We start from the raw sequence: 15,000 nt of genomic DNA, 5'->3' as shown, positions 1-15,000 counted from the left end.
AAATGGCGCTCGTCCAGATCGACGAGTACGGCCCGTGGACGGTCACGCCGAGCGTTCGCCGGGAGACCGACCTCCAGTCGCTTCAGGCCGACCTGTACGCCGACTTCGCCTCGTTCGTCGGCGAGCGGGACGGCTACGCGTTCTACAACCGCTTCGACAACATGATCGCCGTGACGAACGGACGCGACGCGGGGAGCCACCGCCGGTTCCAGCGGCGCGTCCGGAACCGGTATCCGGTGACGGTCAGCGTCGCCGTGGGGCGCGCGACCACCCCGGTCGCGGCGCTCGGCATCGCGAGCGATCGGCTCCAGGCGGCCGGGAGCGCGCAGTCGGCCGACCGGCGCGAGGCGTTCGCGACGGGCGAGGCGGCCGCCGTCGCGGACGCCGGCGAGGGGGTGACCGTGGCGCACTTCGACGTGATCGACGCGACCGGGTCGCTCACGGACCGCGAGAACGCCGTCGACGCGACGCTCGCGGTCCGGCGGGCGACGCTGGAGCTCGCGACCCACCTGCGCGACGCGCACGACAGCGTCGCTCACTTCGTCGGCGGCGACAACGTGATCGCCGTCTGTCCCGACCTGGACGCGACCGCCTTCGACCGCGCCGTCTCGCGGGTCCGCGAGGCGGCCGGGATCGAGTTGCAGGTCGGGGTCGGTCGGGGGGAAACGGCCCACGAGGCGGGTCACCGCGCCAAGGAGGCCCTGGAACGCTGCCGAGAGACGGGGACGCGCGTCCAGGGGCCCGACGGGGTGAGCGCCGACGACTGATGAACCGAACGTCGCTGTACTTCACCGGGCCGCAGACCGTGGACCGACGCCGGGAGCCCGTCGAACCGTCGGCCGACGAGGTCGTCGTGGAGACGCGGGTCTCGGCGATCAGTTCGGGCACCGAACTGCTCATCTACCGCGGCGAGGCACCGACCGACGTCCCGGCCGACGAGACGCTCGACGCGCTCGACAGCGACCTCTCGTATCCGGTAAAGTACGGGTACGCGGCCGTCGGCGACGTGATCGCCGCCGGGGACGCCGTCGGCGACGAGTGGCTCGACCGCACCGTCTTCGCGTTCAACCCCCACGAGTCGCGGTTCGCGACGGCGACGGACGCGCTCGTTCCCGTTCCGAACGAGGTGAGCTCCGAGGCGATGGCCATGGCCCCCTCGGTCGAGACGGCGACCTCGCTCGTCCTCGACGGCCGCCCGCGGATCGGCGAGCGCGTCGTCGTCTTCGGCGCCGGCGTCATCGGGCTCTGCACCGTCGGGGTCCTGTCGTCGTTCCCGCTGGACCGGCTCGTCGCCGTCGACCCCGTCGGCGCGCGCCGCGAGCGCGCCGTCGACCTTGGCGCGGACCGCGCGGTCGGGCCGGACGAGGTCGACGACCTCGTCACCGACTGGCCCGATCCCGGCGGGGCGGACCTCGTGTACGAGCTCTCCGGACGCCCGTCGACGCTCGATGCGGCGATCGGTACCGCGGGGTACGACGGGCGCGTCGTCGTCGGGTCGTGGTACGGCGAGAAGGAGGCGACGGTCGGCCTGGGAACGCACTTCCACCGCGGCCGCATCGCCGTCGAATCGAGCCAGGTCAGCACGCTGGCCCCGGAGACCCGCGGCCGGTGGACGAAGGACCGCCGGATGGACACCGCGCTGTCGCGGCTCGCCGACCTCGACCTCGACTCGCTCGTGACTCACCGCGTCCCCTTCGACGAGGCCGAGTCGGCCTACCGACTGCTCCACGAGCGGACCGGCGACCCCCTGCAGGTGCTGCTCACCTACGACTGACCGGCATCGAACCGAGACCGCTCCCGGCCGCGAGCCGGGACACACCCACAATGACAGACTTCCAGCATCCGTACCGACTGACCGTCACCCGAGCGTTCGTCGCACAGCACTACCTCACGGTTCCGGATCCGGAACCGCCCGAGGGGGAGGTCCACAGCCACCGGTTCACCGCGGAACTCCGTTTCGGGGGGCCGGAGCTCGACGAGTACGGCTATCTCGTGGACATCGACGCCGTCGAGTCGATCTTAGACGATCTGGAGGGGCGGTATCGCGACGCGCTGTTGAACGACCTCCCGGAGTTCGAGGGGCTCAACCCGAGCGTCGAGCACTTCGCGAGGCTGTTCGGCGATCGGGTCGCCGACGCGATACCCGAGCCGAACCCGGAGACCCTGGTCGTCCGCATCTGGGAGGACGATGTTGCGTGGGCCGGCCACCGGCGCGCGCTCGACGGATGAACCACGCGGCGACGCGGTACCTGGAGGCCAAGCGGTCGGTCGACGAGCGCGCCCGCTCGCCGCGGGTGCGCGACCGGCTGCTCGCCGCGCTTCCCGAGGCGCCGCGCGTCGTCGAGGCGGGCTGCGGGACCGGCGTCACCGTTCCGACGCTGCTCGCGTGGGGCGTCGACGCCGCGACGTACCGCGGCGTCGATAGCGACCCCGGCGTCGTCGCGTTCGCCCGGACCGTGCGGCCCCGAGAACTGCGTCGCCGGGGGTACGACGCGCGAGCCGCCGACGGAACGGTCTCCGCGAGCGACCTGACCGCCGCCTTCGAGACGGGCGACGCGGTCGCGGCGCTCCGCGCTGAGTCGGGGGCGGACCTCGTCGTCGCGCAGGCGTTCGCCGACCTCGTTGATCCCGAGGCGCTGATCGACGCCGCCGAGTCGGCGCTCCGGCCCGGCGGGCTCGCGTACCTCCCGATAACCTTCGACGGCGGGAGCATCTTTCAGCCGGACCATCCGGCCGACCGCGCGGTCGAACGCGCGTACCACGCGGCCATCGACGCCCGACCCGGCCGGGACGTTCGCGCCGGGCGGCACCTCGCTGACCTGTGTCGGCGGCGGGCGGGGACGCTCCTCGCGATGGCGAGCTCCGACTGGGTCGTCCGCCCCCGGGGCGGCGACTACCCCGCCGACGAGTCGTACTTCCTCGAACGGATCCTCGATTTCGTCGCCGACGCGATCGCAGACGCCGACGTCGACCGCGGCGACGACTGGCTCGCGTCCCGGCGCGGGCAGCTGCGCGACCGGGAGCTCACCTACGTCGCACACCAGTACGACCTCCTGTACCGCGCGCCCGACGGCGGCTGAACGCTGACGGCGGTGGCGACGCCCGCAGTCGTTGTTTATAAGCGTCGCCCGGCCCCTCGCTCAGCCATGACCGACGACCTCGACACGCCGGTGCTCGACAACCACCTCCACCTCGATCCGCGTCACGGCCGCGGGATCGACGCGGTCGAGGACTTCGTCCGGCTCGGCGGCACCCACCTGCTCGTGGTGAACAAGCCGTCGTGGCACCTCGGCGTCGAGCCCGAGGAGCCGGCCGACTTCCGGCCCGTCTTCGAGGAGACGCTCGACGCGGTCGCGGCCGCGAACGAGATCCTTCCGGGGCGCGCGTGGCCGGTGCTCGGCGTCCATCCCGGCCTTATCAGTCGGCTCGTCGACGAGCGCGACTTCGCGCCGGCGGACGCCCGCGACCTGATGCAGGGAGGCCTCGAGGTCGCGAGCGAGTTCGTCGCCGACGGCGACGCGCTCGCGCTGAAGTCGGGGCGCCCGCACTACGACGTGAGCGACGCGGTCTGGGACGCCTCGAACGCCGTGACGCGGCGCGCGTTCGAGCTGGGCGCCGCCTTGGAGTGCGCCGTCCAGCTGCACACCGAGGCGAGCGAGGACCTGACCGACCTCGCGGCGGTCGCCGAGGAGTCCGGGCTCGATCCGGCGAACGTCGTGAAACACTACGCCGAGGGGCGGCTCGCGGGGCCGACCCCGAGCGTGATGAGCGAGAAGGACCGGCTGGAGCGCGCGGCGGAGGCGGGGGAGCCGTTCCTGATGGAGACCGACTTCGTCGACGACCCCGAGAAGCCGGGGATGGTGCTCGGCCCGAAGACGGTCCCCCGCCGCGTCCGCTGGCTGCTGGAGAAGGGATACGACGACGCGGTCCGCACCGCTCACGTCGAGACCCCCCGCGCGGTCTACGGGATCGACACCGAGGCGACGCTGGATCGGGACGCCTGAGCGCGACCCGAGTGTGCCCTGAGCGCGACGCCTGAACGCGACGCCCGAATCCCGCCGTCGAGCGGGTGAGACGCCCTCTCTCGCGACGATCGATAGGAAAGGCATTTGAGTAGTCCGGGCGACGTACGGGACATGACCGACGACGACGCCGTGGAGACGTTCTATACCGACGAACGGTGGCAGAACTGGCTCGACAGGCTCGAAGAGGAGGATTTAGACCCCGAAAACGAGGACTCCGCGCGGCTCCTCTTAAACCTGCAGGACGACGCCGCGATCGCGATCGTGAAGGTGCTCGCGGCGCTCGACGACGGGCGCATCGACGAGGACCGCGCGGTCGAGGAGATCCACACCGTGCGCGACATCGTGCTCGCCGACGTGGCGTTCGACGACGAGGACAAGGTCATGCTGATCGACGGCGTCCAGACCTCGCTCGTCCCCGTCTTCTACGCGGCCGAGGAGTACGTCGTGGGCGGCGTCGTCGACGGCGACGTGAGCGAGTTCGTGCGCGCGGCCGCCGACGCCGAGGCCGAGGACGACCTCGACGCGGCGCTCGGCTACGTCGTGCAGGCCGGCACCCGGATCATCGACGGCGAGGCCCTCGACATCGACCTCGTCGAGGACTTAGAGTACGGGCTCGTCTCCGAGTGGGTCAACGGGCTCGACTCGCTGCAGTCGGCCATCGAAGACCCGGAAGTCGTCGAGGAAGAGGACTGAGACCGCCGGCCGTGAACGGCCACGGCGACCGATGACGGACTCGTCCGGAGTGAACCGTTTTGAACTCGCGTGACGAACCCCCGGCATGGCCGTCTCCGCCGCCGGAATAGCGATCGTGTTGCTGGTCGTGTGGACGGCCAGCTCGTTCGTCCCCTTCGTGCCGAGCGGCGGCCTCGCGGCGCTGACCGTCCTCGGCTACGCGTACACCACCGGCTTCACCGAGCCGGGCCTCGCGGTCCTACTCGCGCTCGTTCTCGCCTCGCTTTTGGCCTCCGCGGCGGAGCTGTTGTCTGGACTCGTCTCCGGGAAACTCGGCGGCGCCTCGACGCGGACCGTCGTCGTCGGGACGCTGGCGGGGATCGGGTTGCTGTTCGTGATCGGTCCGATCGGTTTCGTCGTCGGCCTGGGCGGCACCGTCTTTCTCGCGGGGCTCTACGAGAACGCCGGCGAGCCGCGCGATGCCGTCCGACAGTCGATCTACGCGGTGATCGGTGCCCTCGCCAGCTCGGTCGTACAGGCGGTCATACTGGCTGGCGTCACCGCCGCGTTTGCGCTCGCGGTTCTGTGACTCGTCGGCTGTCACCCGGCGATCGCGAACAGCAGCAGGTTGTGGGCCGCGGGACCGAGCCCGACGGCGGCCACGAACCCGAGCAGGAGGTAGCCCTCCGCGGGCGTCTCGCGGACGTACTCGGCGAACAGCCAGACGACGGCGCTCGCGACCGCGAGCTTCACGAGCAGGAACAGCCACCCTTCGCCGAGGACCGGGAGCGACGGGAGGCCGCCGAGCTCCAGCAGGATCCGGGAGACGGGCGTGCGCTCGCCGAAGCCGAGCTGGGCCGTCCCCACCGCGGTCGAGACGCCGTCGAGCGCGTGGCCGAAGACGGCGAGGGCGCCGACGCCGCCGGTGACCGCGGCCTCGGGCCGGAGCCGCGTCAGGGCGACCCAGACGGCGCCCGTAATCGGGACCGTGAGCGCGAGCGCGATCGTCGACCAGCGGGCGCCCTCTGACGAGAGTCCGGTCGATACCGCGACCGCGACCACCGGGGCGAGGCAGAGCGCGCCGGCGAGCGCGAGGCTCTCCGACACCCGGTCCGGGCGGACGGCGTCGGCGGCGAGCCACGCCGCGCCCGCCAGCGTCCCCACCGTGAGGTAGACGGTCGGCGAGCCGGCGAGCGGGGAGAGCAGGGGCGGGAGCGCGTCGACGACGTAGAGGACGTGCACCGCCGAGCCGAGCGCCATCCACGGGGCGAGCGCGAGGACGCGCCGGCCGGTGACCCGCGGGCGCCGCCGGCGGAGCGCGACCGCGACGGCCCCGGCCGCGAGGAGGACGCCGACGAGGTACGGGGCCGGGGGGATCGTCGTTCCCGCCGGGAGGAAGGGGAGGCCGCCGGCCATCAGACGGACAGCACGGGCTGGCTGGCGTACAGGAGGACGTACTCGGCGGCCTTCCCGAGCACCTCGCCGGGGTCGCCGGAGACGGGCTCGCGCGGGACGACGACGAAGTCCGAGTCGAGCTCCTCCGCGGTGTCGAGGACGACGCTGCCCGGATGAACCGTCTTCACTTTCGTGGAGAACCCGTAGGCGATGGAGTTGCTGTGGGGGACGCCCGCGGCCTCCGCGCGCCGGGCCACGGAGTCGGTGAACGCCTCGGTGTCGTCGGCCACGTCGCTCTCGTCGACCACGCCGTGGTCGATCGCGCGGACCACGTCCTCGTCGAGCACGTACAGGGCGTGGACGCTCGCGCCGTACTCGGCGGCGAGCGCGATCGCGTAGTCGACCGCCTCGTGGGACTCCTCGCTGCCGTCCACAGACACGAGGACGAGGTCGATGTCGAGATCGGTCATACCGGAGTCGTCGGCGGGGGAGGGCAAAAAGCCCGCCCTCTGCGGTCGGTCCCGAGCCGCGTCGCCGGTGCGGAAATTCCCCGCCTCAGAACTCCGCGAGGTCGCGTTGTCCGGCCTCGCGGCGCTCCGCCGGCGGGACGTTGGTCGCGACGATCTCGTCGACCTCGTCGCGGTTCCCCGCGTCGCTGTTGATCGCACGGGTCGCGCCCTCGAGTTCGACGCGGAACCCCGCGTCCGCGTACGGCTCGTACATCACGCCGCTGTTCGAGAGGACGACCCACGCGCCCGCCTCGTCGAGCTCGGCGGCGACGTCGAGCAGCCGGCGCTGGTCCTCGCGGTCGAACCCCTCGGCGCTGTACTCGTTGAAGCTCGCGGTCGCGCTCATCGGCTCGTAGGGGGGATCAAAGTAGACCAGATCCCCCGGCTCCGCGGCGTCGAGGACGTACCCGAAGTCGCCGTTCCGGACCGTCGCGTCCGCGAGCGCGTCGCTCGCCCGCCGGATCCGGTCGCACTGGACCCAGTCCGGGTTCGCGTACCGGCCGACGGGGACGTTGAACCCGCCGTCGGCATTCTCGCGGTAGAGCCCGTTGTAGCAGGTGCGGTTGAGGTACAGGAGGAGCGCGGCCTCCTCCAGCGGGTCGAACTCCCCCTCGTACGGGCGCCTGTTGAACCGCGCGCGCTGCTGGTAGTAGTAGCTCTCCACGGCGCGACCGCGGGCCGTCTCCTCGGCGTACGGGAGGTCCGGGTCCGGGTCGGCGCCGGGGTCGTCGAACGACTCCAGCCGCTCGATCAGCGCCTCGGGGTCGTCGCGGACCCGCTCGTAGAAGTTCACCAGCCGCGGGTTCGCGTCGTTCACCGTCGCGTCCGGCGGTTCGAGGTCGAAGAACACGGCGCCGCCGCCGAGGAACGGCTCGTGGTAGCGGCCGTACGCCGACGGAAACCGGGCGTACAGCTCGTCGAGGAGCTGCCGCTTCCCGCCGGCCCACTTCAGTATCGGCTCGGCCATGCGATGTCTGGGCTCGCCCGCCGCGGCGTATAAACGTCTCGGGCGCGCTCCACGAGGCTCGGAGGCCGGTCCGGGCGCTGCCGGACTCAGTCGTCGGCGACTCCCTCGTCCGGGTCCGGGAGGTCGGCGACGTGTTCGGCCGCCTCCTCGAAGTTCGGCCCGGGCTCGATCGTCCCCTCCTCCCGGTCCCACTCGATGTACCCGGCCTCCTCGAGGGCCGGGAGGTGGCTCTCGCGGAGCTCGGCGGCGATCTCGTCGGCACGGCCGCGGACCTGTAGGTCAGCGACCGTCTCGACCGTTCCGTCGGCGAGTCCGGCGACGACGCGGCGGCGCTCCGCCGTCGCGACCGTCTCCGTTCGTGCGGACGGGGTCTCGTCTATCGTTGACATGGGCTGTTCGTATCTGCACAACGGTTCGTGTCGGAATAAAAGTACGGGTGCGGGCGTCGACCGGGAGGATCGGCCCCCGCGTCGGCGGCAGTCGCACCGTTCGGGGCGTCACGCCGAATTCGGCGGTAGTTGCTAGATATGTGATGGGTGTACGAACGAATAACATGGTAACAGTTACACCGCATTAACAACCGTTTTAGACCGTCTATTGGAATGTCCCGTGTGAACTCTTCTCAAAACATATTTGCAATATGAAAGGTTTTTACGCCCCGGTATCGTACGGATCGATATGCAACCAATGAAACACGGACTCTCGGCCGGCGGTCGGTCGCCGGGGCCCAACGTTTCGCCCGACGGCAGCGTTCGCGCCTCGTTCGCGTTCCTCGCGCTCATCGGTCTCGCGGTCTTCGTGGCCGCCTTCCCCCTCGTCTCGCTCGCCCTTCTGACGGGCGTCGTCGCGCTCGCGGTCCTCGCGCGCTCGCTCGCTCGGCACGTCGACCGCGAGGCGGTCGGTCGCGTCAGTCTCCCCGGCCTGGGCACGGTCGAGTACCGCTTCACGCGGAGCTAACGACGCGACTCGACGGCAGTCCGACCGGACGACACCCCGTTTTTCCGCCCTCGTGCGATCCGATTTTTCCGGACGAGAACGCGCCCGAAACGGCTCGCCACCGCGATCCCTGATTGAGATCGGGAGTAAGTCTCGCAAACTGGCTGTTCGGTTGTTTATAAGTCGGATTGTGGTGGTGCTGACGAGTGTTTATAAGTGATCGATGTGTCTGCGGTGAAGACCTCCAAAGCCCCAGCCGCGAGGGGAGCTTACGCTCGCTGCGCTCCTCGTCACTCGCGTTGCTCGTTCCTGCGGTGCTTCCGTCGCCGTGCTTCGCCCTCGCGACTGCCCCTTTGAGTCCCACCCGACCGCAGCCTCACGCCTCCCCAGCCTCGTCGCTGGCGCCTTATAAGGCGCCAGCGACTCCCTCGCACGCGCTCCTCACGGCCACCGGTGGCGGCCGTTCGGAGGCGCGCGCCACCGCGTCGTCATTTATAAGCGATCGTCGTCGCTCTTGGCTGTTTAAATACCGTCTCGCCGCTACCGATCTGCAACACTCACTCCCGCTATCGATCACGGAGACGCGTTTCGCGGTCCGCTGATTCCTGTCCCGCGTCTGCAAAACGACCGACGGAGCCGGCAGACGGGATCAGTGGAAGCCGCGGTCCACGTCGTCGTCGTCGATCAGGTCCTCGAGCTCGGCGGAGAGGAGCTCCTCGGCCTCCTCGAAGGTGTCCGAGAGATCGTCGAGCTCGTCCGGGCGCCCGTCGAACTCGTAGTCCATCGGGCCGAACGCGGGCGAGTCGACCGCCTCCATCACGTCTTCGAAGAGGTGGTCGGGGTCGGTCGGCGCCTCCGCGTGGACCTTCAAGGTCTCTCGGAGCCGGGTCGCCATGTCCTCCGCCTCGTCCTCGTCCTCCGGCGCCGACTGCACCGCGAACCGGCCGGCCGATTCCTCGTCCGGGAGCAGGGGGTCGAGCTCGTCGTCGACGCTGCGGGCGATCTTCGCGCCTACGCCGCGGAGGTCGCGGGGGTTCTTCGCGTACGTCTTGAGGTGGTAGACGCCGACGCTCGGGTGGCCGAAGTAGAGGTCCTCGCCGAGGCCCTCGCGCCTGGACCCGGCGACCGCGCGCCACCCGTCGGGGTCGGTCGAGTCGCTCGCGACGTCGGCGAGGATGTCGTCCCAGTCTCGCACGCGCATGTCGGTCGTAGGTAGCGGAGGCGACCGCATGAGCGTGTCGGTGGCGGCGGACCGCGCGGGGACCGCGGGGGACCGACCTCACGGGGGCCGAGCGCGAAGCGGCCGGGCGCGCGGAGCCCCGACGCGGCCCGCGACCGCTCCCACCGACAGCGTTTTTCGAGACCGCCGCCGATGACGGCCGTGAACGTTCGGGGGCCGATCCTCTCCGTCGGGGAGGCGCGGACGGTGTCGACGTCGTACGGGGACCGCGAGCTCCGCGAGATCCGGATCCGGCCCGACCGCGGCGCGGGCGACGCGGTCGACGTGACGCTGTGGGGGAAGTGGACCGAGACCGCCGAGCACGCCGAGCCGGGGATGGAGCTGCTGGTCACCGACGCCGAGGAGGACGAGTTCGGCGGCGAGACGGGGTACGCCACCACCGGCGACTCGTGGGTCGTGCTCGAGCCCGACTTCCTCGTCGACGTGACCGGGATCCGGTCGTGGGTGCAGTGCCCGCGGATGTACTACCTGAACAAGCTCTCCGGGATCCCGCTCAACTACCCCGTCGTCAAGGGGACCGTCGTCCACGAGGTGTTCGGCGACCTGCTCCGCGGGATGGAGCTGGAGGCGTCGGTCGCTGACCGCGTCGAAGAGGCGGGCCTCGAACTCGGCCTGCTCGGGTACGAGCCCGAGGAGGTCGCCGACGAGGTGCGCCGGAACGCGGCCGCGATCGAGGGGTGGCTCTCGCAGGGGACCCTGACCGACGAGGACACGTGGCGGTCGGAGTTCACCCTCATCTCGCCGACGTTCGGCCTGAAGGGCCGGGCCGACGCCCTCCGGCGCGGGACCCCCGTCGAGCTGAAGACCGGGAAGAACACGAAGCGGGAGCCGCGCTTCCACGACAAGATCCAGGCGGCCTGCTACGCGCTCATGTTAGAGGAGCGCGGCGTCGACCCCGACATCGGAACCCTGCTGTACACGAAGAACACCGCCCTGGACCGCAACGAGGAGTCCGGCGACCTCGCGCCGGCCAAGGAGTTCTCCGTGGGCCGGGGGTTACTGGAGTTCGTCGTCCGCGAGCGCAACGCCCTCGCCGCGATGGAGTGGCGCGCGCTCGACGGCTCCGGGGAGCGCCCGACCGTCCCGACGGGGTACGAGGCCGACGCCAAGTGCGAGTACTGCTTCGAGCAGGACACCTGCATGGTCGTCTCCGGCCGCCTCGACCAGGAGTCGAAGGCGGGGTCGGTCGGCACGCCGGTCCCCGACGAGGAGCGCGACTACTTCGACCGGTTCTACGTCGCCTTAGAGGAGGAGCGCCGCGAGACCCACGCCGAGTACCGGAAGCTGTGGGAGCAGACCCCCGAGGAGCGCGCCGCGGACGACCGCGCGCTCATCGACCTCGAACCCGTCTCGCAGACCGAGATCGGCGACGCCCGGTGGGAGCTCCGGGCGCGCAAGCCGGACGACGCCGTCTCCAAGCTCCGCGAGGGCGACGTGGCGCTCGCGAGCGACGGCGAACCCGTCACCGGTCACGGCGAGCTCGGTCGCATCACCGCGCTCGACGGCGACGAGGTCGTCGTCGAGACCGACGAGCCGGTCGAGCTCCGGCGACTCGACGTGTACCCCTCGGAGATCTCCGTCGACCGCTCGCTCACCGCGCTCCACGACGCGATCCTGAAGGGGAGCGAACGGCGCAAGGACGTGCTGTTCGGGCGTCGGGAGCCCGAGTTCCGGGCGGAGAGCGAACGCCCCGCGGGAGCGCCGGGGAGCGACGACCCGGACGCCCCGGACGCCTACATCGGCAACAACGAGGCGCAGAACGAGGCCGTGGAGCTCGCCGTCGACGCCGAGGACTGCGCGCTGATCCACGGCCCGCCGGGCACCGGGAAGACGTACACCATCGCCCGGACGATCCGCGCGCTGGTCGCCGAGGGGAACCGGGTGTTGCTCTCGGCGTTCACGAACCGGGCGGTCGACAACGCCCTCGAGGCCCTCCGGGATCAGGGCTTCGACGACGTGCTCCGCGTCGGCAGCGAGACCGGCGTCCGCGGCGACATGCAGGACGTGCGGCTCGTCCAGCGCGGCGACCCGAACGCGAAGGCCGCCGAGTTGCGGGACGCGCCGGTCGTCGCCGCCACCACCGCGGCCTGCGGCTCCCGCGTCCTCCGCGAGTGCGAGTTCGACGTGGCGCTGGTCGACGAGGCCTCGCAGCTCACTGAGCCGGGCACCCACGCCGCGATCAACCGCGCGGACCGGTTCGTGCTCGTGGGCGACCACGAGCAGCTCCCGCCGGTCGTCCGCGCCGAAAACGACTTACAGACCTCGCTGTTCCAGCGGCTCATCGAGGCGTACCCCGACGCGAGCGTCATGCTCGACCGCCAGTACCGGATGAGCCAGCGCATCCAGGCGTTCGCCTCCGCGGAGTTCTACGACGGCGCGCTCCGCCCGGCGACCCCTGAGGTGGCGGGACAGACGCTCCGCGACCTCGGCGTCGACCCCGCCGAGCTCCCCGCGGGGCTCGCGGGCGGGGTGAGCTTCGTCGACCCGGACGGGAGCCGCGACGGCAACCGCAACGTCCGGGAGGCCGCGCGCGTCGCGGAGGTCGTCGACGCCTACGTCGCGGCCGGCGTCGACCCGGACGACATCGGCGTGATCGCGCCGTTCCGCGCGCAGGTCGCCGAGATCGGCCGCAGGACCCCCGTCACCGTCGACACGGTCGACCGCTTCCAGGGCTCCTCGAAGGAGGTGATCGTCGTCTCGCTCGTGGCGACCGGCGACCTCGACGGTCCGATCTTCGAGGACCACCGCCGGATGAACGTCGCGCTCACCCGGGCGAAAAAGCAGCTGACGCTGGTCGGCGACGCCGACGCGCTCGGCTCGGACCCCTTCTACGCGCGGCTGCTCGACTGGGCGCGGCGGTGACGCGGGTATCCGCCCGATTCGTTCACACTGGTGAGCGATAGCGCAGATCGTTTATAAACTAGTGCGGCGGCGCGTGCCTCCGAGCGGCCCTCGGCCGCGAGGAGCACGCGCGAGGGACGCGGCGACCGAAGGGAGCCGCGAGGCTGGGGAGGCGTGAGGTGCTGTGCGGTTGCGGGTGGGTGGGACTCAAAGGGGCAGCCGCGAGGCGGGCAGAGGCGACGTAAGCACCACAACGAGGGAGCGAACGGAGTGAGCGACCGAGTGAGGAGCGCAGCGAGCGTCTGCCCGCCTCGCGGCTGGGGCTTTGGAGGTCCTCGCCGTCGATCTAGAGTCAACCACTTATAAGCGAGCGGCTGGGGCTTTGGAGGTGTTCACCGCCGGTTCGTGGTCGAGTATTTATAAGCGAGCGGCTGGGTCTTTGGAAGCGTTCACGGTCGATCCAGAGTCAACCACTTATAAGCGGTTCTCCCCGCCGTCAGCGGTCGCGTTCTCTTATAAGTCGTCGACCGCGTCCAGCGCCGCCTCGATGTCGGGCACGTCGAACCACTCGCGGTCGGTGTAGGCGTTCGTCCCGGCCGCGTACAGCTCCGAGACCGCGTCGACGACCTCGTCGGGGAGGGGGTCGGGGTCGCGCTCGCAGAGCTCGCGCCAGTCGTCGATATCGCGCTCGGCGACGGCCGCCTTCGCCTCTTTCACGGCCTCGACCCACCCCGGGTCGTTCGCCTTGTACCACTGCCGGACGACCTCCTTCGAGATCCCCCGCCCGCCGTAGGAGAACCGGTTCTCGTCGAAGGTGCCGACCACGTCGGCGACCCGCAGTTCGCCGTCGACGTACAGGCACTCGATCTTCCCGTCCTCGTGGACGAACCCCGCCGTCTCGGCGCGCTCGGTGACGACGCGGTTCACGTCGCGCGCGAGCGATTCGAGGGCGTCGATCGCGGCGACGCCCGCGATCCGGTCGGCCTCCGCACGGGTCAGGTAGCGGTCCTGCTGCTCGTACTTCGTCGAGAACTCCACGACCGGCTCGGGGAGGTCGACCGGCTCGTCGGGCCAGTCGCCGTCGGCGCCCGCGATGTCGTCAAGCCCGAAGTCGGCGGGGTCGGTGCGGCGCCGGAGGCTGGACCCGATCGGCACGCGGTTGCGGAAGACGACTTCGAGGGGCACGAGGTAGTTCTCGCCGCCCGCGGCGTGGAAGGCGTCGTAGTCGTAGCCCGCCTCGGGGCCCTCGTACGGGAGGTCGGGGACCTGCGTCAGGTCGATGGCCATCTCGGTCGGCGGGGCGGTCGCGTCGGCGAGGGGGACGATCTCACTCGTGTCGGGATCCGCGACGCCGCGGTAGTGGGTCGGGATCCCCTCGTCTTCCAGCAGTTCGAAGTTGAACGCGCCCATCGCACAGAGGCTCGCGCCCTTGCGCGGGATCGCGTCCGGCATCTGTCCCCAGTCGAACACCGAGTAGGCGTCGGTGAAGACGAACCGGCCGCGGCCGAGCGAGTCGGCGGTCGCGGGCGCGTCGACGCGGAACTCCTTGACGCTCGTCATACCTCACCCGGCGACCGCCTTCCCCATGAATCTTTCACTTACGTGGTCACCTCGATCCGGTTTTGATAAGAACGATCCACGGTCGTGAGTACACTCGTCGGCGCGGTCGGGGTCGGTCATTGTTGGAGTCGGTTGCGGCCAGGACCGGGCCCGGTCGGAGTCGGCTGCGGCCGGAGCCGGACGCGATCGACGACTCTGCATCGAAAGGACCACGCCGCTCGCGGGCGCATCGCCGGTATGCACGATGCGCGCGAGGTCGTCGTCCTCCGGTACGGTCACCGGCCGGGACGCGACGACCGCATGACGACGCACGTCGGGCTCACGGCCCGAGCGCTCGGCGCCGACCGGGTGATATTCCCCGACAACGCCGGCCAGTCCGCGGAGACGGTGCGGGACATCACCGACCGGTTCGGCGGCCCGTTCGCGGTCGAGCTCCGCGACGACCAGAAGGCGATCGTCCGGAACTGGGAGGGGACCGTCGTCCACCTCACCATGTACGGCGAGCGCGTTCAAGACGTGGAGGGAGACGTCCGCGAGTCGGTCCGCGGCGGCGACGACCTCCTGATCGTCGTCGGCGGCGAGAAGGTGCCGTGGGCGCTGTACGAGCGCGCCGACTTCAACGTGGGCGTGACGAACCAGCCGCACTCCGAGGTCGCCGGGCTCGCCGTGTTCCTCGACCGGCTGTTCGAGGGGGCGGAGCTGGACCGCGAGTGGGAGGACGCCGACCGCCGCGTCGTCCCCGAGGCGACCGGGAAGACGGTCATCGACGCGGACGACGGCGAGGAGGGAGGCGGTGTCGACGGGGACGGGGGACACGGTGCCGACGGCGACGAGGCGTCCCGACCCGACTGATCC

General features: G+C 70.9%; 16 protein-coding genes. 10 read left to right on the top strand and 6 right to left on the bottom strand.

Annotated features, from left to right (window positions below; all coding sequences use genetic code 11):
* Positions 1 to 2 precede the first annotated feature (2 nt).
* From CK500_RS13615 to CK500_RS13585, 7 genes are all read left to right on the top strand, one after another.
* A complete protein-coding gene (locus tag CK500_RS13615; protein WP_233139195.1) occupies positions 3 to 767 on the top strand; it encodes a GTP cyclohydrolase IIa in 765 nt (254 codons plus the stop codon).
* Positions 767 to 1,774: a zinc-dependent alcohol dehydrogenase gene (locus tag CK500_RS13610; RefSeq protein ID WP_095637769.1), complete on the top strand. Its 1,008-nt coding sequence runs from the start codon at positions 767 to 769 to the stop codon at positions 1,772 to 1,774. Before CK500_RS13615 ends, CK500_RS13610 begins: the two co-directional genes overlap by 1 nt.
* A 50-nt stretch (positions 1,775 to 1,824) precedes the next feature.
* Positions 1,825 to 2,229 carry a 6-pyruvoyl trahydropterin synthase family protein gene (locus CK500_RS13605; protein WP_095637768.1) on the top strand — a complete coding sequence of 135 codons (405 nt, stop codon included), beginning with the start codon at positions 1,825 to 1,827 and terminating at the stop codon, positions 2,227 to 2,229.
* A complete protein-coding gene (locus tag CK500_RS13600) occupies positions 2,226 to 3,080 on the top strand; it encodes a class I SAM-dependent methyltransferase (RefSeq protein WP_095637767.1) in 855 nt (284 codons plus the stop codon). The genes CK500_RS13605 and CK500_RS13600 overlap by 4 nt, the downstream gene beginning before the upstream one ends.
* A gap of 66 nt (positions 3,081 to 3,146) precedes the next feature.
* Entirely contained in the window at positions 3,147 to 4,004 is an 858-nt protein-coding gene (locus CK500_RS13595; RefSeq protein WP_095637766.1) for a TatD family hydrolase, read from the top strand.
* A 132-nt stretch (positions 4,005 to 4,136) separates the two neighbouring features.
* Positions 4,137 to 4,718, top strand: coding sequence for a DUF2150 family protein (locus CK500_RS13590; RefSeq protein WP_095637765.1), 582 nt, complete (start codon positions 4,137 to 4,139; stop codon positions 4,716 to 4,718).
* An 85-nt stretch (positions 4,719 to 4,803) separates the two neighbouring features.
* Positions 4,804 to 5,286, top strand: coding sequence for a DUF456 domain-containing protein (locus CK500_RS13585; protein WP_095637764.1), 483 nt, complete (start codon positions 4,804 to 4,806; stop codon positions 5,284 to 5,286).
* Positions 5,287 to 5,297: 11 nt separating this feature from the next.
* Here the strand turns inward: CK500_RS13585 and CK500_RS13580 are convergent, their stop codons facing one another.
* The 4 genes from CK500_RS13580 to CK500_RS13565 form a co-directional block, all read right to left on the bottom strand.
* Entirely contained in the window at positions 5,298 to 6,113 is an 816-nt protein-coding gene (locus CK500_RS13580; RefSeq protein ID WP_095637763.1) for a DUF63 family protein, read from the bottom strand.
* Positions 6,113 to 6,562 carry a universal stress protein gene (locus CK500_RS13575; RefSeq protein ID WP_095637762.1) on the bottom strand — a complete coding sequence of 150 codons (450 nt, stop codon included), beginning with the start codon at positions 6,560 to 6,562 and terminating at the stop codon, positions 6,113 to 6,115. The genes CK500_RS13580 and CK500_RS13575 overlap by 1 nt, the downstream gene beginning before the upstream one ends.
* A gap of 85 nt (positions 6,563 to 6,647) precedes the next feature.
* Positions 6,648 to 7,568 carry a DNA adenine methylase gene (locus tag CK500_RS13570; RefSeq protein ID WP_095637761.1) on the bottom strand — a complete coding sequence of 307 codons (921 nt, stop codon included), beginning with the start codon at positions 7,566 to 7,568 and terminating at the stop codon, positions 6,648 to 6,650.
* A gap of 86 nt (positions 7,569 to 7,654) precedes the next feature.
* Positions 7,655 to 7,957, bottom strand: coding sequence for a DUF7344 domain-containing protein (locus tag CK500_RS13565; RefSeq protein WP_095637760.1), 303 nt, complete (start codon positions 7,955 to 7,957; stop codon positions 7,655 to 7,657).
* 298 nt (positions 7,958 to 8,255) lie between these two features.
* Here CK500_RS13565 and CK500_RS13560 point away from each other — a divergent pair, with 298 nt between their 5' ends.
* On the top strand, positions 8,256 to 8,525 hold the full coding sequence (locus CK500_RS13560) for a hypothetical protein (RefSeq protein WP_095637759.1): 270 nt from the start codon (positions 8,256 to 8,258) through the stop codon (positions 8,523 to 8,525).
* Positions 8,526 to 9,153: 628 nt separating this feature from the next.
* On the opposite strand, the gene CK500_RS13555 is transcribed toward CK500_RS13560, so the two are convergent.
* Positions 9,154 to 9,705 (bottom strand): hypothetical protein, encoded by a 552-nt coding sequence (locus CK500_RS13555; RefSeq protein ID WP_095637758.1) that lies wholly within the window; start codon positions 9,703 to 9,705, stop codon positions 9,154 to 9,156.
* 180 nt (positions 9,706 to 9,885) lie between these two features.
* Between CK500_RS13555 and CK500_RS13550 the strand changes: the two genes are divergently transcribed.
* On the top strand, positions 9,886 to 12,606 hold the full coding sequence (locus CK500_RS13550) for an AAA domain-containing protein (RefSeq protein WP_095637896.1): 2,721 nt from the start codon (positions 9,886 to 9,888) through the stop codon (positions 12,604 to 12,606).
* 492 nt (positions 12,607 to 13,098) lie between these two features.
* Here CK500_RS13550 and CK500_RS13540 read toward each other — a convergent pair whose 3' ends face one another.
* Positions 13,099 to 14,145 (bottom strand): phosphoribosylaminoimidazolesuccinocarboxamide synthase, encoded by a 1,047-nt coding sequence (locus tag CK500_RS13540; protein ID WP_095637756.1) that lies wholly within the window; start codon positions 14,143 to 14,145, stop codon positions 13,099 to 13,101.
* A gap of 237 nt (positions 14,146 to 14,382) precedes the next feature.
* Between CK500_RS13540 and CK500_RS13535 the strand changes: the two genes are divergently transcribed.
* Positions 14,383 to 14,997, top strand: coding sequence for a tRNA (cytidine(56)-2'-O)-methyltransferase (locus CK500_RS13535; protein WP_095637755.1), 615 nt, complete (start codon positions 14,383 to 14,385; stop codon positions 14,995 to 14,997).
* The last annotated feature ends 3 nt before the right edge of the window (positions 14,998 to 15,000 follow it).

The sequence above is a fragment of the Halorubrum salipaludis genome, from assembly GCF_002286985.1.
GTDB lineage: Archaea > Halobacteriota > Halobacteria > Halobacteriales > Haloferacaceae > Halorubrum > Halorubrum salipaludis.
Note: the sequence above shows the minus strand (reverse complement) of the source record. Positions and strands in the feature narration are given on the sequence as shown.

Coding starts and splice junctions, on each gene's coding strand:
- CK500_RS13540 (WP_095637756.1), bottom strand. CDS start 14,145: ATGACGAGCGTCAAGGAGTTCCGCGTCGACGCGCCCGCGACCGCCGAC.
- CK500_RS13595 (WP_095637766.1), top strand. CDS start 3,147: ATGACCGACGACCTCGACACGCCGGTGCTCGACAACCACCTCCACCTC.
- CK500_RS13555 (WP_095637758.1), bottom strand. CDS start 9,705: ATGCGCGTGCGAGACTGGGACGACATCCTCGCCGACGTCGCGAGCGAC.
- CK500_RS13535 (WP_095637755.1), top strand. CDS start 14,383: ATGCACGATGCGCGCGAGGTCGTCGTCCTCCGGTACGGTCACCGGCCG.
- CK500_RS13580 (WP_095637763.1), bottom strand. CDS start 6,113: ATGGCCGGCGGCCTCCCCTTCCTCCCGGCGGGAACGACGATCCCCCCG.
- CK500_RS13605 (WP_095637768.1), top strand. CDS start 1,825: ATGACAGACTTCCAGCATCCGTACCGACTGACCGTCACCCGAGCGTTC.
- CK500_RS13610 (WP_095637769.1), top strand. CDS start 767: ATGAACCGAACGTCGCTGTACTTCACCGGGCCGCAGACCGTGGACCGA.
- CK500_RS13565 (WP_095637760.1), bottom strand. CDS start 7,957: ATGTCAACGATAGACGAGACCCCGTCCGCACGAACGGAGACGGTCGCG.
- CK500_RS13615 (WP_233139195.1), top strand. CDS start 3: ATGGCGCTCGTCCAGATCGACGAGTACGGCCCGTGGACGGTCACGCCG.
- CK500_RS13575 (WP_095637762.1), bottom strand. CDS start 6,562: ATGACCGATCTCGACATCGACCTCGTCCTCGTGTCTGTGGACGGCAGC.
- CK500_RS13560 (WP_095637759.1), top strand. CDS start 8,256: ATGAAACACGGACTCTCGGCCGGCGGTCGGTCGCCGGGGCCCAACGTT.
- CK500_RS13570 (WP_095637761.1), bottom strand. CDS start 7,568: ATGGCCGAGCCGATACTGAAGTGGGCCGGCGGGAAGCGGCAGCTCCTC.
- CK500_RS13600 (WP_095637767.1), top strand. CDS start 2,226: ATGAACCACGCGGCGACGCGGTACCTGGAGGCCAAGCGGTCGGTCGAC.
- CK500_RS13590 (WP_095637765.1), top strand. CDS start 4,137: ATGACCGACGACGACGCCGTGGAGACGTTCTATACCGACGAACGGTGG.
- CK500_RS13585 (WP_095637764.1), top strand. CDS start 4,804: ATGGCCGTCTCCGCCGCCGGAATAGCGATCGTGTTGCTGGTCGTGTGG.